We start from the raw sequence: 20,386 nt of genomic DNA on the forward strand, positions 1-20,386 counted from the left end.
AACATACATACATCCAACACAATTTCATTCTAAATAAGAAATATCTTCGTCTTTTTTTTCGTTTTAAGAAAAAAAACGACACCCTGTTTTTTTTCCTAATTTCTAAATTGTCCCCATGTTAATCAAGTTAACTTTTAAATCTTAAAAAATTTAAATGACCTTAAATCAAGAACCGATCCGCATCTGGCAATTTTCGACAGATGAACCTTCTATGAAATTTTAAGCACGTTTTCCTTAGCATTTAATTGCTAATAATCTTAATACGGAACACACATGAAAGCATCAAAATGGTTCAAGTTTTCTTTACTTTATTTAGGCGCAATGATATTGTCTATCAGCCAAATGAAGATTTCTCCAACAGACTTACGTGAGTCTTTTATTTCTTTATTAAACATTAATCCGGTTGAGGTTTCAATCTATGTCTCAATCTTTGCCTTCGCCCCTGTTTTTCTCGCAATACCCGGAGGCAGTTTGGTGAAAAGATACGGAGCAAAGCAAATTAGCATAGTGATTATGCTGGCTTTATTCTTAGGAAACATTATCGGATATTTTACAGATTCTTATCCGATTATGCTGATTGCCCGAATTATCGAAGGAGTATCGTTCTCTTTCATTATGGTAACCGGAATGGTCTTGATTACCCATTGGTTCAAAGATGGAGGATACGGACTGGCTGTCGGAATATTCGGAACATTTTCAGCATTTGGTTATGCGGCGGTTATATATGTGCTGCCTATGATATACGAAAGCTATGGTCTGAAAAGTATTTGGCTGTCGCTTGCTGTTTCTGCGGCTTTGATAGGTTTGTTGTTTATTATATTATTTGATAATCCGCTCGGCGATTCAACATCTGCTGAAAGGGTAAAAAAAGCATCGCTCAGAGAGGCGTTTAGCAATTCCCGTATAATAATGTTAGCAATAGCTATGTCTACCGTTAGCTTCATTCTGTTTACATTCTTAGATGGCTACCCTACTATATTTAAAACTGTCTATAATTTATCGCTTGAAACTTCGAGCTTCAACTCTATGATATTCGGTCTGATAGGTATCCCGGTAGGGCTTATTATCGGATTTCTTATCGAAAAAACAGGCAAACCGCTCACTATTGGATTTTTCTCTTTCATTGTAATGACCATAGCCTGTTTTGTAACAAACAAAACCCCGGAAACCCTATTGTTAGTACAAGTCATTATTTTATCTACTTGTATAAGCTTTACTTCAACCGCTATTGCTTCTTCGGTTCCAAAGGTTGTACATCATTCAGGATTAATAGAAGACAGTTTTGCAATTGTATATTTATTCTATTACATCGGCGCATTAATCGGAATTCCTATTGTTTCAGGTTTGGTAAGTAGCTACGGATGGGCTATAGGAGTTCTGCCTCTTACAGTAGTTGCATTGTTGGGTGCAATACTATCATATCCATTTTACAGACGTGAAAACAAAGCAATCAAAAGTAATTAAAACATTATTAACTATAAATATAGGAGAAAATAAAAATGGCAAACAAAAATTTTAACCCCGGATTAGATTACGCACGCGAACTTGATCAAAAAGATCCTCTCGGAAGTTTTAGAGACAGATTCTACCAATTGGAGAGCGACAAAATATATATGGACGGAAATTCACTTGGCCTTGCATCGAAAGATGCAGAAGAAGCCTTGCTGGATATGTTCAATGTATGGAAAACAGAAGGTATTTTACTCTGGAACACTAAAGGTGGTTATTATTTTCAATATGCACGTGAAATTGGTAATAGATTAGCAAAACTAATATGCGCGGGCGAAAATGAAGTTATTGTTACCGGAAATACAACCATCAACGTTCATCAGATGATTGGTACATTCTGGCGCCCTACAAAGGAAAGATATAAAATATTGGTTGACGACCTGAACTTCCCAACCGACCGTTATGCTGTAGACAGTCAGGTTGAGTTGAAAGGGATGAAAGTTGAAGACGTAGTAAAAGTTGTAAAAAGCAGAGACGGTATTTTCATCAATGAAGATGATGTTATTGAAGCTATGACCGACGATGTTGCAGTTATTCTGCTTCCGTCTGTTCTTTATCGTAGTTCTCAGCTTGTTGATATGGAACGTGTAACTAAAGAAGCTCATAAAAGAGGCATTTATATTGGTTGGGACCTTTGCCACTCGATAGGATGTGTTGAGCACGATTTCGAAAAGATTGATCCCGATTTTGCGATTTGGTGTAATTACAAATATCTATCAGGCGGACCGGGAGCAACAGCTGGATTATATGTGAATAAAAAGCACTTTGGCAAACCTGTCGGACTTGCTGGATGGTTTGGAAATAGAGACGAAACACAATTCCAACTTCGCCATAAATTCGACCAAGCACCCGATGCTATTGCATGGCAGACAGGTACACCCAGTCATTTTGCAATGGCTCCGTTAAATGGTGTTTTGAATATTTATGACGAAGCAGGTTTAAAAAACGTACGGGAAAAATCGCTTAATCTAACCGCATATTTAATGTATTTGATTGATACAACTTTGTTAGAATACGGATATTCGTACAACAATCCTACCGACGACACAAAACGCGGAGGACACGTATCGCTGGTACATAACGAGGCTTACCGTATCTGCCTGGCATTGAAAGATCATAACGTAATTCCCGACTATCGTGAACCAAACGTTATCCGTCTGGCACCAATCGCCCTTTACAATAGCTACGAAGATGCGTACAAGCTTGTTGAGGCGTTGAAAACAATCGGCGAAAACAAAGAGTGGGAAAAGTACAGTGCGGAGAGAGCAATGGTAATGTAATTAATAATTGTGTTTAATAATTGTGTTTAGAAAGAAGAGGTTAGCTAAGTCCAATATAATTAACCTCGACTTTCTATACCTCGATTGTTCTTTACTCAGCACCAATATAAGAGATCAATTTCAATCCATATTTCATTAATGATAAAGATTCGACTATGAAAAATATTTGGATTCTAATAGGGTTTATGTTTGTATTTGTCCCTTCCTTTTTTGCTAAAGGAGAAAATATCAGCAAAGATAATGATAATTTAAACACTCAAATTCAAGAAGATACAGTCACTAAAAACGATGTTGAAACATCTCTTACTAATATAGCTAAAAATATCTATTTCTCTGCCTATTTCCAAGGTCAGTATCAACATGGACAAAAGGATGTGAATAGAATGATGGTTGGATCGACAAATGAAAATTATGGAAAAAAATCATTCAACAGATTTGGTCTTAGAAGGGCGTTTTTCAGTACAATGTACGAAACAGGTATTGTTCAAGCATTGCTGACAGTGGAAGTTAAAGACAATAAGGAAATGTGGTTCAGTGATGCTTTTTTAAATATTTCAGACCCTTGGACAAAGCGCTTCAGTCTGTCTCTGGGATCATTGAACCCAAACTTCGGGTACGAGCTAAGTATTTCGCCTTCGGCATACGAACTGATAGAAGGAACATCATTTCTGTATAGCTTACTGCCGGATATTTACGACATCGGGGCACAACTAAATTATAAAGCTCCGGAGAAGTATGCCAATTTGAATGTTAAGCTCAGCCTTATCGGAGGTAACGGTGTGCAAAGGGAAACTGATAGTCGCCGCGATTTTGTAGGAACAATCACGGCCTCTACAAGCAAAAAAATGCCCGTTCGTTTATCGGGAGGTGTATCTTACTATTATGGTTCGGTATATCAAGGAAGCGAAGATATTTATAAAATGGAAGGAGAAAAATTTGTACTAAACAACAACTCTGATAATATCGGGAAATATGCAAAACGCGAATACTTCGATGTCAATGCTCAACTTGCCTTTGATACGTCATTCGGATTAAGTCAACTTCGGGGCGAGTATGTATTCGGAACACAACCGGCAGGTAGTGATTTTTATGACAGCCCTAATTCGAAAGACAGACCGACAACGGATACTTACATCAGAGATTTTAATGGCGGTTATGTATATTACCTGCAACAAATCGGAGCAAAAATACCTTTGACGTTTTGGGGTGGTTACAGTTGGCACGACCCAAACACGAAAGTTTCAAATGATGAAATCGGAAAATACAATACCAATGTGACCGATATTCGCTATCAAACAGTAAGTTTAGGTTTAATCTGGCTGCCGTATCCCGGAATCCGCGTACAAGCATTTTATGAAATGCCTATTAATGAAAAATCGATAAATCTGGCAGAACAAGGCTACAACAGAAACAGAAAAGACAATGTATTTTCACTAAGAGTTCAATATAAATATTAAACAAACTAACAAAAAGACAAGTATTATGATTATTGGAATACCAAGAGAAATTATGCCTGGAGAAGCTCGTGTGGCAGCAAGTCCGGAAGCTGTGAAAAAGTATATCACAGATGGTGCAACAGTATTGGTTGAACAAAGTGCAGGAGTGGGATCATATTATCTCGACGAGCACTATATTGATGCCGGAGCGCAAATTATTAATTCAGCCGAAGAGGTATATCAGAAAGCTGATTTGATATTGAAAGTAAAAGAGCCTCTTTTCAATAAAACCTACAATAAGCACGAAGTAGAACTGATGCACAAAGGTCAGTATCTGATCACGTTTATACATCCGGCATCACCGGTAAACCACGAAATGGTAAAAAAACTGGCCGAATATGGTGTAATAAGCATGACGTTAGACAGCGTTCCGCGTATCTCTCGTGCGCAATCAATGGATGCGTTGACATCTATGAGCACCTGTGCCGGATATAAAGGCATACTGATGGCGGCCAACGAACTTCCTAAGTTCATTCCACCAATGTTCACTGCCGTAGGTGCTATACAGCCGGCAAAAGTCTTGGTTATTGGTGTTGGAGTCGGAGGTTTGCAGGCATTGGCTACAGCCAAACGTTTGGGAGCTACAACCTATGCAACCGATATTCGCCCTGCGGCCGTTGAACAAGCACAAAGTCTCGGAGCAAAAGTTGTTGACTTAGGGATTCCGGCTGATATGGCAATCGCTGAAGGTGGATATGCCAAAGAGTTACCGGAAGATTGGCTTGTAAAAGAACGTGCTAAACTGACCGAAGTTATCAAAGAAATGGATATCGTATTCTGTGGGGCATTGATTCCGGGTAAAATTGCTCCGATCTTGCTTACAGAAGATATGGTCAAAGAAATGCCACACGGTTCTGTGATTGTCGATATTTCAATCGATCAAGGAGGTAACTGTGAATTAACACCTCCGGGAACTACCGAAGTTAAACATGGAGTTACAATTATCGGAGTAAAAAATATACCCGGAACGTTAGCAACAAGTTCAACTTGGATGTTTGCACAGAATGTATACAATCTGGTAAAATTCTTAACCAAAGATGGTAAAATAGAATTGGATATGGCCGACGAAATCGTAAAAGCTATTCTTGTTACGATAGACGGAAAGATTGTGCACACAGGTGCATTGGAAGCGATGAGCAAATAAATTTATCACAACTAAGGCTGCTTTACCCTTTCGATAGAGCAGCCTTTTTTATAATAATGACATTATGAATCCTATTTTTTTAATTGCAATATTTTTAATTGCCTCGTTTGTAGGTTATTTAATAATAAAAAATGTACCGAGTTTATTACACACACCGCTAATGTCAGGAATGAATGCGTTGGCCGGGATATGTCTGTTAGGAGCGATAGTTGCTGTGGGCTATTCCTACCAAGACGGTGGCGCGGGACTAATAGCCGGACAAATATTCGGAGGCTTAGGCGTATTGTTAGCAACGGTAAATGTTGTTGCAGGATTTGGAGTTACGCACCGCATGTTAAAGATTTTTAACCCTAAGAAGAAAACTACAAAATGATGACGGAAACTTTATATTATATTATCTGCGGCGTATTATCTCTTTTGGCTATGTATGGCATAGCTATGATGAGTAAAGTACCTACTGCCGTAAGGGGTAATCTGTTGCTCTCTTTCTGCATGTTTGCAGGTATTATTTTAACCTTGTTCTACTATAAAATATTCGATGCGGTAACTATTTACGGGTTCATACTTGCGGGCACTGTAATCGGAGCTATTCTTGCACAAAGGGTACAAATGATACAGATGCCTCAGACGGTAGCAATGCTCAATGGATTGGGTGGACTATCCGGAGCAATAGTAGGCGGACTTACAGTAGTAGGCATCGGTGTACACGCATCAGAATTCCCGTTGTTTGTTAATGTAACAGGTGTACTTGCCGTTGTTGTAGGAATGGTAACTTTCGTAGGCAGTATGGTAGCGGCTGCAAAATTGCATAGGATTCTACCGCAACGACCTATTGTATGGAAATATCACGAATTGATTACTACGACTTTACTTGTTGGCTCAATAGTTACAGTTGGATTATCTTTTATTATAGGAAAAGATTTTGGACTATTATCTAACGTAGACTTTATTTTGATTTTAGCTTCTGTATTAGGATCTCTGTTTGGATATGTGTTTGCTATCAGGGTTGGAGGTGCCGATATGCCAATTACTATATCACTATTAACATCATTAGCGGGAGTTGCCGCCGCAATTGCCGGTATGGCTATAGGTGACTTGCTGGTGGTATCAATTGGCGGTATTGTCGGATCTTCAGGATTATTGCTAACTCAAATCATGTGCAAAGCGATGAATAGAAAGCTCATGGTTATATTGACCGGTAAGACGGCAGCCAGCACTACGATAGTGTTGGAACAAGCAATCACAAATAAACCCGAAGCTGCACCGATAGAAAAAAAGGAAGAGAAAAACATCGGAAAAGTAATTCGTGAGGCTAAGTCGGCTATTATTGTTCCCGGTTATGGAATGGCATTGGCTCAAGCCCAGCATCAGGTACGTCAGTTAGCAACTATGTTAGAAGCACAAGGCACCAAGGTGCGTTATGCCGTACATCCCGTAGCCGGACGCATGCCCGGACACATGAATGTACTACTTGCCGAAGCAGATGTGGCCTACGACCAACTCTATGAGATGGACGCCATAAATGATGATTTTAAGGATACAGACTTGGTCGTTGTCATAGGAGCTAACGATGTATTGAATCCAGCTGCGAGAGATGCGGAAGGTACTCCCATATACGGTATGCCCGTATTGAACGTGGATCAGTCTAAGAATATAATTATCTGCAATTACGACCTAAAACCGGGTTATGCCGGAGTGCCCAATCCTCTTTACGACATGAAAGAGAAAGTAACCATGATGCTCGGAGATGCCAAAGAATCATTAAATCAATTAATGACAGATATACGTAGTACATCTTCAGAATCTGCATCCGAACCTATAGCAGAAGAAGTTTCAGAGGAATCTAAATTAGGTGATATATTGCGCAATGCTAAATCTGCGATTGTTGTTCCCGGTTATGGAATGGCATTGGCTCAAGCCCAGCATCAGGTACGTCAGTTAGCAACTATGTTAGAAGCACAAGGCACCAAGGTGCGTTATGCCGTACATCCCGTTGCCGGACGCATGCCTGGACACATGAATGTACTACTTGCCGAAGCAGATGTAGCCTACGACCAACTCTATGAGATGGACGCCATAAATGATGATTTCAAGGATACAGACTTAGCAGTTGTTATAGGAGCTAATGATGTGTTGAATCCAGCTGCGAGAGATGCAGAAGGAACTCCGATATATGGCATGCCGGTATTGAACGTGGATCAGACAAAAAATATAATAATCTGCAACTATGACCTAAAACCAGGTTATGCAGGAGTGCCCAATCCACTTTACGACATGACAGATAAAGTAACCATGATGCTCGGAGATGCCAAAGAATCATTAAACAAACTCATGGAATATTCAAAATAAATAAACAAACTACCTCGTTAAAAACAGACGACGAGGTAGTTTTTTTCGGGTAGCACGCTACTGAATGTAATATGGTTATAAAATTTAATTTTAGCTGGAATATTATCTCAAACAAACTCTAAATCCATCTTATTGTCAGTTTGTACTCTTGTATGTTTTTCAAAAATAAAGAAACGCCTCTTTTAGACTAAGAAATTACTCATATAATCCTGATTTTTAATTGGTGAATAAAAAGTTTTTGTTACCAATACGCGGAGATTGTGTCGTCAGACATAAGACTATTACTTTTAATTTAGAAAAACGGGGAATTTCACTATAATGTGGCATATCTTCCATTTCATTTGTGTATTTCCTTCTATTTTTTTTGCAAACACCTAACATTTTATCGAAATTTGCTTATCTGGTTATGCTTATTACATTAATGTATATGAAAAGCTATAAAACAAAATTACCAATCACGAGTCTGTTGCAACAATATTTGCCAATAGATTATACCGATGCCTTTGCTTTTCAAGTTGATACAGAAAAGAGATTATTTGCAGATGACATTATGATTGATTTCTGGACAGTTGTTCCCGAATGGGTTAGTGCCTTATTCAGGTTAAGAAACATTCTTGTTCGCTCGTTAGGATTGGAAAATGGAAAAAATGGAGCTAATTTATTTGATGAAGTAAAAAAAATTATTCAGACAGATGGAATTAATGATATGGTATCCGTGGCAGGTAAAACCGAAAACGAAACAGCAATTTTGCTTAGCGATAAGCATTTGGATGCTTATATGTCCGTATTTGTAGACAAACAAACTATCACTGCTTCTACTTTGGTTCGTTATCACAATAATCTGGGACGGGTGTATTTTTTCTTCATCCGACCGTTTCATGCAATTGTGGTCAAAGCTATGCTCAAAAGTACATTAGAAAGAATGACCAAATTCAAAATTAGAGAAGTGTCAAATGCCGACATGGGCGCTCTTAAAGAGCTTTATAAAAACACAATCTTAATAATAAATCGTAAAGATTATACTTTGGCTGAAATTGAAGATTGGGTCTCATGCGGAGACGATATTCCTCATTGGGAACAACTTATCAAAGAACAACATTATATTCTCGCAGAAAACAACGATAAGGTTGTAGTTGGATTTGGTTCTGTAAATGAGCTTGGGTATATACACACATTGTTTGTGCACAAAGATTTTCAACGTCAAGGGATAGCTTCTTTATTGTATGCGCATTTAGAAAATTTTGCGATAGAAAAAAAAGCGGAAAGATTAACCTCAGAAGTCAGTATTACAGCAAAACCATTCTTTGAAAGACAAGGTTTTCAGGTAGATGAAGAACAAAAGCGAAAGGCGAATAAATTATGTTTAACTAACTATAAAATGAGCAAATACCTAACTCGATAATATCCGACATCGATTTAGTCCTGATTAACAGTATCGATCCGAAAACATTGGTTTTGTCAGATCATTTCCTCTGCCCAAAAGCAACAAAAAAGCCTTGCAATCAGTACAAAAACTGGTTTACAAGGCTTTATTTTAAGAGCGGTAGGCGAGAATCGAACTCGTGACCCTTAGCTTGGGAAGCTAATGCTCTACCAACTGAGCTACTACCGCAATTGGTTTCGCAAAATTAAGGGATTCTTTTATTTTTTAGTAGTTTTGCATCAAAAAAACACGCAATTATCATGAATAAAGAGAGATTAACACTTATCAAAGTCGGCGGGAAGATTGTTGAAGAGGGGGATTCTTTAAAGGATTTACTAAACGACTTTTCTAAAATAAAGGGACACAAAGTATTAGTGCATGGCGGCGGAAGATCGGCCACTAAAATTGCCGAACAGTTAGGCATTGAAACTAAAATGATAAACGGCCGGCGCATTACGGATGAAGCCATGTTGAAAGTCGTGACCATGGTTTATGGTGGATTGGTTAACAAAACGATAGTTGCTCAACTTCAGGCTTTAGGGATACAGGCACTCGGACTTACCGGGGCCGATCTGAACTTTATGTTGTCCGAAAAACGTAAGGTGGTCGATATTGATTATGGTTTTGCCGGGGATGTAAGAAAGGTGAATGCCGCCCTTCTTTCTAAATTTATCAAAGAGGATATTGTTCCTGTTCTTGCACCGTTAACGCATGACGGACAAGGGGGAATGCTCAATACAAACGCGGATACGATTGCCGGAGAAGCAGCCAAAGCACTTTCAGAATATTTCGATGTAACTCTGATTTATTGTTTTGAGAAAAAAGGCGTTCTGATGTCGGAGACAGATGACGAAAGCGTTATTCCGGTATTGGATGAAGCTTTGTTTAAGGAATATGTTGATAAAGGTATTATTCAGGGAGGTATGATTCCTAAGTTAGTAAACGCCTTTGAAGCTATAAATGCCGGCGTGAAAGAGGTAATCATCACGCAGGCTTCTGAAATACATACAGGAAACGGAACGAAGGTGCTTTAAAAAAAACTACACTCCTATCTTATTCAGCTTGTATGCGAGAAACGATCAGCGTTTACTTTCATGCAAGCTTCACAACAGCAACCTTGCATCGCTGCAGCACAAGCTTCGCATTGAATGAACAATTTATGACAGGTATCATTTTTGCAGTTTGTATGCGTATCGCATGATGTTCCACATTGGTGGCAATGTGCAATCACATCACTCGTTATGCGTTCGCCCAATCTATTATCGAAAACAAAGTTTTTCCCGATAAATTTAGACGATAGTCCCAAAGATTTTATCTGACGGGCATAGTTTATGATACCACCTTCCAACTGATATACTTGTTTAAACCCTCTGTGCTTGAAATACGCGCTTGCCTTTTCACAGCGAATTCCTCCGGTGCAATACATCAGTATTTTTTTATCATTCTTATGTGCCGCCAATTCATCATGAATAATGGGAAGTGATTCACGAAAAGTTTCTACCTGAGGCGTAATCGCACCAATAAAATGTCCTATCTCACTTTCGTAATGATTCCGCATATCAACCACCACTACATCCGGATCATCCATCATTTTATTAAAATCGTTGGCATTAAGGTGAGTACCGTAATTGGAAGGGTCAAAGGTGGAATCGTTTAATCCGTCGGCAACGATTTTATTTCGAACTTTAATGGTGAGTTTCAAAAAAGATTTGTCGGCCTGCTCTATTGCAATGTTAAGTCGGATATCTTTCATGAACGGATAGGTGTCGAGAAACGATTTAAACTCATCAAGCTTAATTGCAGGCAGTGATAATTGCGCGTTGATGCCTTCGAAAGCAACATAGATCCGTCCTAATACATCTAAGCTATTCCATTTGAGAAACAACTCATCTCTGAATTTCCGGGGATCTTCTATTTTTGCATACGTGTAGAATGAAAGAGTTATCCTGTCTACACCTGCTTTATCAATAAGATCTGCTCTTTCTTTAGTGCTTAAAGTGTTATATAATTGCATTTATATACTTGTTTTTAAATAAAACGAGTTCAAAATTATTTCAAGCACTTAAAGAAAAAGCAGATTCCTGATAGATTTAATCTATTGTACAGAACACATTTGTCTATAAAACAATAAACTATCCCTGAAAATTCTGATTTATTTATTCATGTGATGTTCCTTAATATAAAGGTCGAAATTATCACTACCGGCACTTTCCTGGTAAATAACCAAACCAAAGTCGCCAACTACAGAAACCAGGTGATTTACAATTTCGGCAACAATAATTTCATACTCCGCCCATACCGTTGTGTTAGTAAAAGAATATAATTCGACAGGAAGTCCCTGAGTTGTAGATTGGAGTTCTCTGGCTAATAGCGTAAGATCATTGCTTATTTTAGGATGCTGGCGAAGATAGCTTATACAATATTGTATATACAAGTCAATATTTGTAATTGCATTTATGCCTGCCATAAAACGTTCGTTTGGTTTTATTTCTGTTACGCCGTCTGTTTGTTTTGATTCAATATATTTTTTGAGCGCATCATTTTTTTTGAATTTTTCCAATTCTTCATTTGTCATGAAACGCACACAATCGTATCTGAAATGAAAAACACGTTTAAAACGCCTTCCTCCTGCTTCTTTCATACCTCTCCAGTTCTGAAAAGAATCCGAAATAAGAGAATAAGTGGGTATTGTTGTGATTGTTTTATCAAAGTTTCTGACTTTAACTGTAGTCAGATTTATCTCTTCAATATCACCATCAGCTCCATATTTATTCATTGTAATCCAGTCTCCAATGCGTACCATATCATTAGTAGAAATCTGAATACTACCTACAAATCCCATAATCGTATCCTTAAACATTAATAATAGTACAGCAGAGGCTGCTCCCATTGCGGCAAAGAATGCTGTTGCTGATTTTCCGGTAAGAATAGCGTAAATGGCTACAGCTCCAAACAGAAAAAAGACAATTTGTATAACCTGATAATAGCTTTTCATCGGTTTGTTTTTAAATGCCGGTTTTTCTTCCAGCACATTACCAAACGAACGGATTAACGACATGATTGTCCATATAACCATAAACACCATATAAACATCAACAAGTTTATACATGGGGCTTACAAATGATTTAAAGTCATAAAAAACGACAGGAATACTTGTTCGAACAAATGTGTAGGGAACTACTAACGCAAGGTAATGAGGTAACTTATTCGCTATAGTATGATTAAAAAATGAGAGATTAGTGACTTTTGCTATACGTCTGAAAATATACGCCAGTAAACGCTTTACAAGATATTGTAAGATAAAAACAACACCTATAACCAGTATCAGTAGAATAATTATTTTAATGTAAGCTATCCAGATGTGAGGCAACCCCCAATTTGTTAATAAACTGTCCATCCACACCGCGATAGAGTCGGTTAACGACCCATAAGATTGATCTAATTCTTCCATTTTTTCTATTTTTATGAAATTACAAAACCTCTAAATTCATAATATAATCGTTCATATAAAATCCGTTTCCTATAGCATGATCTCGGGTAGCAACCTCTTTAAAGCCGATATGTTTATAGAAGCCAACAGCTTTATTGTCTCGGTTTACAAATAACTCTATGGTAAATGGCGCAATATAGTTTTTTTTCAGATAAGCTATTCCCTCTTCCACTAAATATCGTCCGATTCCTTTTCCATGCAATGAAGGTAGTGTATAAATTTTCTGAAAGTTAAACAACTTTTCAGCTTTCTGCTCTATTGAAAGGTAACCAACAGCAACGTCATCTAACCGGACAACAAAAAAACGATGACCGGCTTCTGTCATTTGCTGATGAAGGCTCTCTAAAGAATACATCATCTCGAACATATAATTCAACTGCTCCGTTGACAATATATGTTTATAGGTATCACTCCATATTTGTGAAGCTAATTCGCGGATAAGCGGTGCTTCATCAACATTTATACTTTTAAAAGAGAACATAATAGAATTAATTTAGACCAACAAAGATAATTATTTATAGAAGAATTGATCTTTTTAGCTACATTTCACATTTATTTTTAGTGTCTTTCAGTTAAAATAATAACTTTGTAGGCGTTTGCTAACAGCTAATAACTAAAATATATATACTGAAATGGATAATAAGATTCATGAACTAACCGAAAAAATCTATCTGGAAGGAATAGAGAAAGGAAATCAAGATGCTGCAAAAATCATTGCAGACGCCAATGCAAAAAAAGAAGGTATAATCGCTGATGCCGAAGTTGAAGCTAAACGAATTATCGCAAATGCGGAAAAACAGGCGCAGGATATTAAGAAGAACACAGATTCGGAACTACAAATTGCGGCAACTCAAGTTATTGATTCTTTAAAGAAAGAAGTGACTAACCTTCTTACCGGAGCAATCGTTGATGCGAATATAAAGCCGGTCGTAACCGACACACCATTCATGCAGAAAACAATCCTTGAGATGGCAAACTCATGGGCTAAAAATGAATCTTTTATTATTCAAACAAGCAAAGCTGAAGAACTTCAAGCCTATTTTGAAGGAAACGCTAAAGAATTGCTTAATAAGGGTGTGAAAATAGAAAAGGTTAACGGCAAGGAAACTTCTTTTACGATTCAGCCTGTTGACGGCTCTTATAAAGTTAATTTTGGAGAAGAAGAATTTACCCTATTTTTCAAAGAACTTCTACGCCCGTTATTAGTAGAAAAATTATTTAAAAAATGAGCAAATATCATTGCCTGATAGCAGGACTTCCTGATATTAAGTTGGATGATAGCAAGCAAGTATTTTCCGTGCTCAGTTTCAAGGAAGAAGTTTATAAACTTCTGTCTCGCGGGGATAAGAAACTTATAAACCTGTTCTTCTTGAAATATGACAACCAGAATGTGCTTCGCTGGCTTAAAAATCCGTTGGAAAGCGACACTTCGGTATTGGATGACCGGGGCACGATTTCTCCTGAATTATTTATGGAGCTGATTGAGGCTTTTAAAGAAGGAGAAAAAATAAAGAATAACATCCCTTCTTATATGATAGATTTTCTGAAGGCTTATGCCAAAGAAAATCAGGAGTCAGAAGAGGAACAGGATACGAATGACGAAGAAGAGACCGAAAGTTCTCCTCTTTCCTTAGACGACCAATTGACTGTTCTTTATTATAATTATGCGATAAAATGCAGTAATAAGTTTTTCTCGACTTGGTTTGAGTTGAATCTTAACATAAAGAACATACTCACGGCCGTTACCTGTCGCAAATACAAACTTGACATTCTACAATATATTATAGGGGATAACGCCGTTGCTGAAAATTTACGCACATCAACAGCCAGAGATTTTAATCTGAGTGATGATGTAGATTATCTTCCCGAACTACTGCGTTTGGCCGAAGAAACAGACCTTGTTTCACGTGAAAAGAGAATCGATGTATTAAAGTGGGAATGGCTGGACGACAATACGATCTTTAAAGTGTTTGGCATTGAAAGTGTATTCGCTTATTTATTAAAGATCGAAATGATTGAACGATGGACTAATCTGGATAGAGAAACTGGAGAAGCTACTTTCAGAGAGTTGATCGGCGCCTTGAAAAAAGAAAGCGGTACGGTACTGAATGAGTTTAAAAAGAAGAACAATAAAATATAATTATGGCTACGAAAGGAATTGTAAAAGGAATCGTGTCCAATCTGGTGACCTTAGAGGTAAATGGACCGGTTTCTCAAAATGAAATCTGTTATATCTCTGTTGGAGGCGTGAAGCTTATGGCAGAGGTTATCAAGGTTATCGGAGCTGAAGCCTTTGTGCAGGTGTTTGAAAGTACACGTGGCATGAGAGTTGGCGATGAGGCCGAATTTGCCGGGTATATGCTTGAAGTAACCCTTGGCCCCGGAATGTTGTCCCGAAATTATGATGGGTTACAAAATGACCTGGATAAAATGGAAGGTACCTTCCTCAAACGTGGTGACTACACATACCCTCTAAACGAAGATGCCAAATGGCAGTTTAAACCCTTGGCTAAAGCCGGTGATGTAGTTCAGGCCGGTGATTGGCTTGGTGAAGTGGATGAAAACTTTCAACCACATAAAATTATGGTTCCTTTCAAATTTGAGGGTAATTACACCATCAAATCGGTTGTTGCCGAAGGAGAATATACCATAAATGATACGATTGCGGTTTTAATCGATGAAAAAGGGAATGAGGCGGCAGTTAATATGATTCAGAAATGGCCGGTTAAACGTGCCGTTACCTGTTATCAATCTAAACCCCGTCCTTATAAACTATTAGAAACCGGCGTGCGAACTATTGATACGGTAAATCCAATTGTAGAAGGAGGAACCGGTTTTATCCCCGGTCCTTTCGGTACAGGAAAAACAGTATTGCAGCATGCTATCTCCAAACAGGCTGAAGCCGATATTGTGATTATAGCAGCTTGTGGTGAACGTGCCAATGAGGTTGTGGAAATTTTCTCGGAATTCCCTCACCTTATCGACCCACATACCGGTCGTAAATTGATGGAACGTACGATTATTATCGCAAATACATCAAACATGCCTGTAGCGGCTCGTGAAGCTTCTGTTTATACGGCTATGACAATCGCCGAATATTATCGAAGCATGGGTTTGAAGGTTTTGCTTATGGCAGACTCTACTTCACGTTGGGCGCAAGCGTTACGTGAAATGTCCAATCGATTGGAGGAACTCCCCGGACCGGATGCTTTCCCCATGGACCTTTCTGCTATCGTTGCTAACTTCTATGCTCGCGCCGGTTATACTGAGTTAAGAAATGGGGCTTCGGGTTCTGTAACTTTTATCGGAACTGTATCTCCTGCCGGTGGTAACCTGAAAGAGCCTGTTACTGAAAACACGAAGAAAGTAGCCCGTTGTTTTTATGCACTTGAACAAGAACGTGCCGACCGTAAACGTTATCCGGCCGTAAATCCGATTGATAGTTATTCCAAATATTTAGAATATCCCGAATTTCAGGATTATATTGCTGATCATATTTCACCGACATGGATCGAGAAGGTAAATGAAATCAAAACACGTTTATTACGTGGTAAAGAAATTTCTGAACAGATCAATATTCTTGGTGACGATGGTGTGCCTGTAGATTATCATGTTATACTATGGAAGTCTGAGCTCATAGATTTTGTTATTCTCCAGCAGGATGCATTTGACAGTATTGACTCGGTAACTCCTTTAGATCGTCAGGAGTTTATGTTAAATCGCATCATTGATATTTGTCATTCGGAATTTTCATTTGAAAATTTCCTTGAAGTAACCGATTATTTCAGAAAACTGATCAATGTGCTCAAACAGATGAATTATTCGGAATATGAAAGTGATAAATTCAATGCATTCAATGTAGAATTGGATGAATTACTGAAGGAACGAATCGTTAAATAAGTAAGATATGGCAACAAAAGCATTTCAAAAAATATATACGAAAATTACGCAGATCACTAAAGCTACCTGTTCATTGAAGGCAACAGGTGTAGGCTATGATGAACTGGCTTCCGTAGATGGAAAGTTAGCTCAGGTGGTAAAGATCATTGGAGATGAAGTTACACTTCAGGTCTTTTCCGGAACTGAAGGTGTACGTACCAATGCTGAAGTTATTTTCATGGGTAAAGCTCCTTCGCTGAAGGTGAGCGATCAATTAGCCGGACGTTTCTTTAACGCCTATGGTGATCCGATTGATGGAGGTTCAGCACCCGACGGCGAGGAAGTAGAGATCGGTGGTCCGTCTGTAAATCCCGTACGTCGTAAGCAACCATCTGAGCTTATTGCTACAGGTATTGCGGGTATCGACCTGAACAACACGCTGGTGACAGGACAAAAGATTCCTTTCTTTGCAGATCCGGATCAGCCCTTTAACCAGGTTATGGCACTTGTAGCCCTACGTGCGCAATCAGACAAGATTATTCTTGGAGGTATGGGTATGACAAATGACGACTACCTGTTCTTTAAGAACACATTTACAAACGCCGGAGCGTTGGATCGTATAGTTAGTTTCATCAATACAACCGAAGACCCATCGGTTGAACGAGTATTGATCCCTGATATGGCTCTGACAGCTGCTGAATATTTTGCGGTTGCACGAAATGAAAAAGTACTCGTATTGTTGACAGACATGACAAACTACGCCGATGCTCTTTCAATCGTATCAAACCGTATGGATCAGATCCCTTCGAAAGATTCCATGCCGGGTTCTTTGTATTCAGACTTAGCTAAAATATATGAAAAAGCAGTGCAATTCCCCGAAGGAGGTTCGATCACTATTATTGCTGTGACTACACTTTCCGGAGGTGATATTACACATGCTGTTCCGGATAATACCGGATATATTACGGAAGGTCAGCTTTATCTTCGTCGTGACAGCGACATCGGTAAAGTAATTGTGGATCCATTCCGTAGTTTGTCTCGTCTGAAACAGCTTGTAACAGGAACAAAAACACGTGAAGATCATCCGCAAATCATGAATGCGGCGGTACGTTTGTATGCCGATGCAGCCAATGCAAAGACAAAAATGGAAAACGGTTTCGACCTGACAGATTACGACAATCGTACTTTATCCTTCGCGAAAGAATATTCCGACAAATTATTGGCTATTGATGTAAACTTAGATACAACGGAGATGCTTGACGTAGCTTGGAATTTGCTTTCCACTTACTTCTCCCCTACTGAAGTGAACATCAAACAATCTTTAATTGATCAATACTGGAAGAAATAATTTATGGCAATAAAGTTTCAATATAATAAAACATCGCTTCAGCAACTTGAAAAGCAACTCAAGATTCGCGAACGTTCTCTGCCTACTATAAAAAGCAAAGAGAGCGCATTGCGTATGGAGGTTAAGCGTATCAAAGACGAAGTGGTAAGATTGGAACTTCAACTGGAAGAGGAGATTAAAAACTATGAAAACATGCTTTCCCTCTGGAAAGAGTTTTCGCCAGACTTAATCAGTGTAAAAGATGTGGAAATCTCTACACGTAAAATTGCCGGAGTGATTATTCCACTTCTCGGTGAGATTGAGTTTGAGATCAAACAGTTTAGTCTCTTTAATTCTCCGGCTTGGTTTTTAGATGGAATTGAGCTACTGAAACAATTAGCAAAAACTGGTATTGAATCAGAATTTGCCGGAGTTAAGTTGGAGTTATTGGAGCATGCCCGGAAAAAGACAACACAAAAAGTTAATCTTTTTGAAAAGGTTCAGATTCCGGGATATCAGGATGCTATCCGAAAAGTGAAACGCTTTATGGAAGACGAAGAGAGTCTTTCAAAATCTTCGCAGAAGATCATGAGAGGCAATCAGGAAAAACGTGAAGCTAAAAAAAAGGAGGCTGAAGTATGATAGTAAAAATGAGTAAATACGCCTTTTTGGTGTATCATAAAGAATACGAAGATTTTCTGCTGAAGTTGAGAGATCTGGGAGTTGTTCATATCAAAGGGAACAATTCTATGCAGGATAACATAGAGGCTCAAACACTGTTACAACAGCGCAAACGCATTGACGATACCCTTAAGGCACTGCAGGCTATCAACAGCAGTACGGAAGGCATTATCCTGGCTGAAGGACGTTCGATCTCGAAAGATGAAGGTTTCCTAATTTTGGACTCTATCGATGAGCTGCAACAAAAAAAGAATGAACTGCAAAACAAATATTCTTCTGTAGAAAAAGACTTAAACTATTTAAGTTCTATATGGGGAGATTTTAGCTATTCTTTGCTGAACAAGATCAAAGAATCCGGCTATACCGTTCGTTTCTTTAGCAGCCCGACTGCCGAATACAAAAATGAATGGGAAGAGAAGTATGATATTATACTTATAAATACAGTACAATCCATTAATTACTTTATTGTAGTTGCCCCATTAGGAGAAAAAATCGAGCTGCCTGTTGAGCCGGTAAAGCTGCCAGCGAATGACGTACAAACTTTAGCTGTGCAACAAGAGAAACTGCTTGCTGAATTAGAACAAACTGTAGAAGCGCTTCGAAACAAGGCTAAAGAGGAATATAATTCACTTATCGAAGTAGACAAACAACTGCAGGATGAATTCAATTTCTCGCATGCAATTACGCAGACGTCGGTTGAGCTCGACGACAAACTGATGTTGTTAGAAGGTTGGGTGCCGACAAAGAAAAGTGCGGAAATGGAACAAGCGCTGGATAAAGAAGGTTATTTCTTCCGAAAGCTCGGCATTGAGGATAATGATCTGGTGCCAATCGAACTGAAGAATAATAGCTTTGCCCGATTATACGAGCCAATCTGCCGAATGTTCTCACTACCTAATTACAGAGAGTTTGATCCTACGCCATTCTTCGCTCCGTTTTTCATGCTATTCTTCGGTATGTGTTTCGCGGATGCGGGTTATGGATTGCTTATGTTCGTGGTATGTACAATACTGAAAAGGAAAGTGAATCCGGACTTTAAGCCATTCCTGACAATGTTTCAATACTTGGGCACATCAGCTTTTATAATTGGTGGTTTATCAGGTTCTTTATTCGGAGTAGAATTAATCAAACTACCTCTTTTTGCTTCCGTAAAAGACTATTTTCTGACAAGTGACAACCTGATGGTTATTTCTTTAGTGATTGGTATCTTCCATATTTTATTTGGTAAGACCGTTGCAGCATTGAAGAAAATGTCGCAGAGAGGCATTAAGTATGGAATCGCTCCTTTCGCTTGGGTATTTGTAATAACCAGTGGGGTATTAGCTTTTGGCTTACCTGCATTAGACATACAGTTATCCGATACAGTAAAGAATATATTATTAATTATTGCCGGAATAAGTTTATTACCTGCTTTGTTTTATAACTCACCGGGAAAGAACATATTCCTAAACTTGGGAAGTGGCATCTGGAGTATGTATAATATGGCTTCCGGCTTATTGGGAGATACATTATCATATATCCGTCTGTTTGCTCTCGGATTGGTAGGTGCAATTCTGGGCAATGTATTTAACTCTTTGGCCATAGCTATGACTGCGGAAATGAGTATAGTTCCCAAAGTATTATTAATGACCTTTATTTTACTGTTCGGTCACTCACTCAATTTTGGTTTATGTACAATCAGTTCATTAGTACACCCACTTCGTTTGGTATTTGTGGAGTACTTTAAAAACGCAGAATTTGAAGGAGGAGGAAAAGCATACGAGCCATTCAAAAAAGCATAATTAAAGAAAACAAATAAAAACAATAAA

Annotated in this window: 17 protein-coding genes, 1 tRNA gene and 1 pseudogene; 15 read left to right on the plus strand and 4 right to left on the minus strand. The window is 38.4% G+C overall.

What is annotated here, in order from left to right:
• Positions 1 to 273: 273 nt before the first annotated feature.
• The 8 genes and pseudogenes from B9Y81_RS03190 (at position 274) to B9Y81_RS15460 (ending at position 9,180) form a co-directional block, all read left to right on the plus strand.
• Complete coding sequence (locus tag B9Y81_RS03190; RefSeq protein WP_085535572.1) at positions 274 to 1,464, plus strand: MFS transporter; 1,191 nt, start codon at positions 274 to 276, stop codon at positions 1,462 to 1,464.
• Positions 1,465 to 1,499: 35 nt separating this feature from the next.
• Positions 1,500 to 2,789: a kynureninase gene (gene kynU / locus B9Y81_RS03195; protein WP_085535573.1), complete on the plus strand. Its 1,290-nt coding sequence runs from the start codon at positions 1,500 to 1,502 to the stop codon at positions 2,787 to 2,789.
• 155 nt (positions 2,790 to 2,944) lie between these two features.
• Positions 2,945 to 4,246: a prefoldin domain-containing protein gene (locus B9Y81_RS03200; RefSeq protein ID WP_139822884.1), complete on the plus strand. Its 1,302-nt coding sequence runs from the start codon at positions 2,945 to 2,947 to the stop codon at positions 4,244 to 4,246.
• 25 nt (positions 4,247 to 4,271) lie between these two features.
• A complete protein-coding gene (locus B9Y81_RS03205; RefSeq protein ID WP_085535575.1) occupies positions 4,272 to 5,429 on the plus strand; it encodes an NAD(P) transhydrogenase subunit alpha in 1,158 nt (385 codons plus the stop codon).
• A 64-nt stretch (positions 5,430 to 5,493) separates the two neighbouring features.
• A complete protein-coding gene (locus tag B9Y81_RS03210; protein ID WP_085535576.1) occupies positions 5,494 to 5,802 on the plus strand; it encodes an NAD(P) transhydrogenase subunit alpha part 2 in 309 nt (102 codons plus the stop codon).
• On the plus strand, positions 5,802 to 7,778 hold the full coding sequence (locus B9Y81_RS03215) for an NAD(P)(+) transhydrogenase (Re/Si-specific) subunit beta (RefSeq protein WP_085535577.1): 1,977 nt from the start codon (positions 5,802 to 5,804) through the stop codon (positions 7,776 to 7,778). The genes B9Y81_RS03210 and B9Y81_RS03215 overlap by 1 nt, the downstream gene beginning before the upstream one ends.
• Positions 7,779 to 8,205: 427 nt before the next feature.
• Positions 8,206 to 8,667, plus strand: a pseudogene (locus B9Y81_RS15455) (DUF2867 domain-containing protein); the annotation flags it as partial.
• A 33-nt stretch (positions 8,668 to 8,700) separates the two neighbouring features.
• Complete coding sequence (locus B9Y81_RS15460; RefSeq protein ID WP_317043267.1) at positions 8,701 to 9,180, plus strand: GNAT family N-acetyltransferase; 480 nt, start codon at positions 8,701 to 8,703, stop codon at positions 9,178 to 9,180.
• Between the two features lie 137 nt (positions 9,181 to 9,317).
• Here the strand turns inward: B9Y81_RS15460 and B9Y81_RS03225 are convergent.
• Positions 9,318 to 9,390, minus strand: a tRNA-Gly gene (locus tag B9Y81_RS03225).
• A gap of 71 nt (positions 9,391 to 9,461) precedes the next feature.
• Between B9Y81_RS03225 and argB the strand changes: the two genes are divergently transcribed.
• Positions 9,462 to 10,235 carry an acetylglutamate kinase gene (gene argB, locus B9Y81_RS03230; protein WP_085535579.1) on the plus strand — a complete coding sequence of 258 codons (774 nt, stop codon included), beginning with the start codon at positions 9,462 to 9,464 and terminating at the stop codon, positions 10,233 to 10,235.
• Between the two features lie 23 nt (positions 10,236 to 10,258).
• Here the strand turns inward: argB and trhO are convergent, their stop codons facing one another.
• The 3 genes from trhO to B9Y81_RS03245 form a co-directional block, all read right to left on the minus strand.
• A complete protein-coding gene (gene trhO, locus B9Y81_RS03235; RefSeq protein ID WP_085535580.1) occupies positions 10,259 to 11,215 on the minus strand; it encodes an oxygen-dependent tRNA uridine(34) hydroxylase TrhO in 957 nt (318 codons plus the stop codon).
• Between the two features lie 138 nt (positions 11,216 to 11,353).
• Entirely contained in the window at positions 11,354 to 12,652 is a 1,299-nt protein-coding gene (locus B9Y81_RS03240; protein WP_085535581.1) for a mechanosensitive ion channel family protein, read from the minus strand.
• 19 nt (positions 12,653 to 12,671) lie between these two features.
• Positions 12,672 to 13,172, minus strand: coding sequence for a GNAT family N-acetyltransferase (locus B9Y81_RS03245; RefSeq protein WP_085535582.1), 501 nt, complete (start codon positions 13,170 to 13,172; stop codon positions 12,672 to 12,674).
• Positions 13,173 to 13,323: 151 nt separating this feature from the next.
• On the opposite strand from B9Y81_RS03245, the gene B9Y81_RS03250 reads away from it, so the two are divergent.
• From B9Y81_RS03250 to B9Y81_RS03275, 6 genes are read left to right on the plus strand one after another with little or no spacing between them, the layout of a single operon-like run.
• The gene (locus B9Y81_RS03250; protein WP_085535583.1) at positions 13,324 to 13,920 is read left to right on the plus strand and encodes a hypothetical protein; all 597 of its coding nucleotides are present in this window, start codon (positions 13,324 to 13,326) and stop codon (positions 13,918 to 13,920) included.
• Positions 13,917 to 14,831: a DUF2764 family protein gene (locus tag B9Y81_RS03255; RefSeq protein ID WP_085535584.1), complete on the plus strand. Its 915-nt coding sequence runs from the start codon at positions 13,917 to 13,919 to the stop codon at positions 14,829 to 14,831. The genes B9Y81_RS03250 and B9Y81_RS03255 overlap by 4 nt, the downstream gene beginning before the upstream one ends.
• Before the next feature lie 2 nt (positions 14,832 to 14,833).
• Positions 14,834 to 16,591, plus strand: a complete 1,758-nt coding sequence (locus tag B9Y81_RS03260; protein WP_085535585.1) for a V-type ATP synthase subunit A — start codon at positions 14,834 to 14,836, stop codon at positions 16,589 to 16,591.
• Positions 16,592 to 16,598: 7 nt separating this feature from the next.
• Positions 16,599 to 17,918, plus strand: a complete 1,320-nt coding sequence (locus B9Y81_RS03265) for a V-type ATP synthase subunit B (protein WP_085535586.1) — start codon at positions 16,599 to 16,601, stop codon at positions 17,916 to 17,918.
• A gap of 3 nt (positions 17,919 to 17,921) precedes the next feature.
• A complete protein-coding gene (locus B9Y81_RS03270) occupies positions 17,922 to 18,539 on the plus strand; it encodes a V-type ATP synthase subunit D (protein WP_085535587.1) in 618 nt (205 codons plus the stop codon).
• Positions 18,536 to 20,359 carry a V-type ATP synthase subunit I gene (locus B9Y81_RS03275; protein WP_085535588.1) on the plus strand — a complete coding sequence of 608 codons (1,824 nt, stop codon included), beginning with the start codon at positions 18,536 to 18,538 and terminating at the stop codon, positions 20,357 to 20,359. Before B9Y81_RS03270 ends, B9Y81_RS03275 begins: the two co-directional genes overlap by 4 nt.
• Positions 20,360 to 20,386: the final 27 nt, after the last annotated feature.

This window comes from Massilibacteroides vaginae (genome assembly GCF_900178525.1).
GTDB lineage: Bacteria > Bacteroidota > Bacteroidia > Bacteroidales > Tannerellaceae > Massilibacteroides > Massilibacteroides vaginae.

Bases quoted from the DNA above. Each gene is read 5' to 3' on its own strand.
- argB (WP_085535579.1), top strand. From the start codon at position 9,462: ATGAATAAAGAGAGATTAACACTTATCAAAGTCGGCGGGAAGATTGTT.
- B9Y81_RS03270 (WP_085535587.1), top strand. From the start codon at position 17,922: ATGGCAATAAAGTTTCAATATAATAAAACATCGCTTCAGCAACTTGAA.
- trhO (WP_085535580.1), bottom strand. From the start codon at position 11,215: ATGCAATTATATAACACTTTAAGCACTAAAGAAAGAGCAGATCTTATT.
- B9Y81_RS03205 (WP_085535575.1), top strand. From the start codon at position 4,272: ATGATTATTGGAATACCAAGAGAAATTATGCCTGGAGAAGCTCGTGTG.
- B9Y81_RS03200 (WP_139822884.1), top strand. From the start codon at position 2,945: ATGAAAAATATTTGGATTCTAATAGGGTTTATGTTTGTATTTGTCCCT.
- B9Y81_RS03255 (WP_085535584.1), top strand. From the start codon at position 13,917: ATGAGCAAATATCATTGCCTGATAGCAGGACTTCCTGATATTAAGTTG.
- B9Y81_RS03190 (WP_085535572.1), top strand. From the start codon at position 274: ATGAAAGCATCAAAATGGTTCAAGTTTTCTTTACTTTATTTAGGCGCA.
- B9Y81_RS03275 (WP_085535588.1), top strand. From the start codon at position 18,536: ATGATAGTAAAAATGAGTAAATACGCCTTTTTGGTGTATCATAAAGAA.
- B9Y81_RS03210 (WP_085535576.1), top strand. From the start codon at position 5,494: ATGAATCCTATTTTTTTAATTGCAATATTTTTAATTGCCTCGTTTGTA.
- B9Y81_RS03245 (WP_085535582.1), bottom strand. From the start codon at position 13,172: ATGTTCTCTTTTAAAAGTATAAATGTTGATGAAGCACCGCTTATCCGC.
- B9Y81_RS15460 (WP_317043267.1), top strand. From the start codon at position 8,701: ATGACCAAATTCAAAATTAGAGAAGTGTCAAATGCCGACATGGGCGCT.
- B9Y81_RS03250 (WP_085535583.1), top strand. From the start codon at position 13,324: ATGGATAATAAGATTCATGAACTAACCGAAAAAATCTATCTGGAAGGA.
- B9Y81_RS03240 (WP_085535581.1), bottom strand. From the start codon at position 12,652: ATGGAAGAATTAGATCAATCTTATGGGTCGTTAACCGACTCTATCGCG.
- B9Y81_RS03215 (WP_085535577.1), top strand. From the start codon at position 5,802: ATGACGGAAACTTTATATTATATTATCTGCGGCGTATTATCTCTTTTG.
- B9Y81_RS03265 (WP_085535586.1), top strand. From the start codon at position 16,599: ATGGCAACAAAAGCATTTCAAAAAATATATACGAAAATTACGCAGATC.
- B9Y81_RS03260 (WP_085535585.1), top strand. From the start codon at position 14,834: ATGGCTACGAAAGGAATTGTAAAAGGAATCGTGTCCAATCTGGTGACC.
- kynU (WP_085535573.1), top strand. From the start codon at position 1,500: ATGGCAAACAAAAATTTTAACCCCGGATTAGATTACGCACGCGAACTT.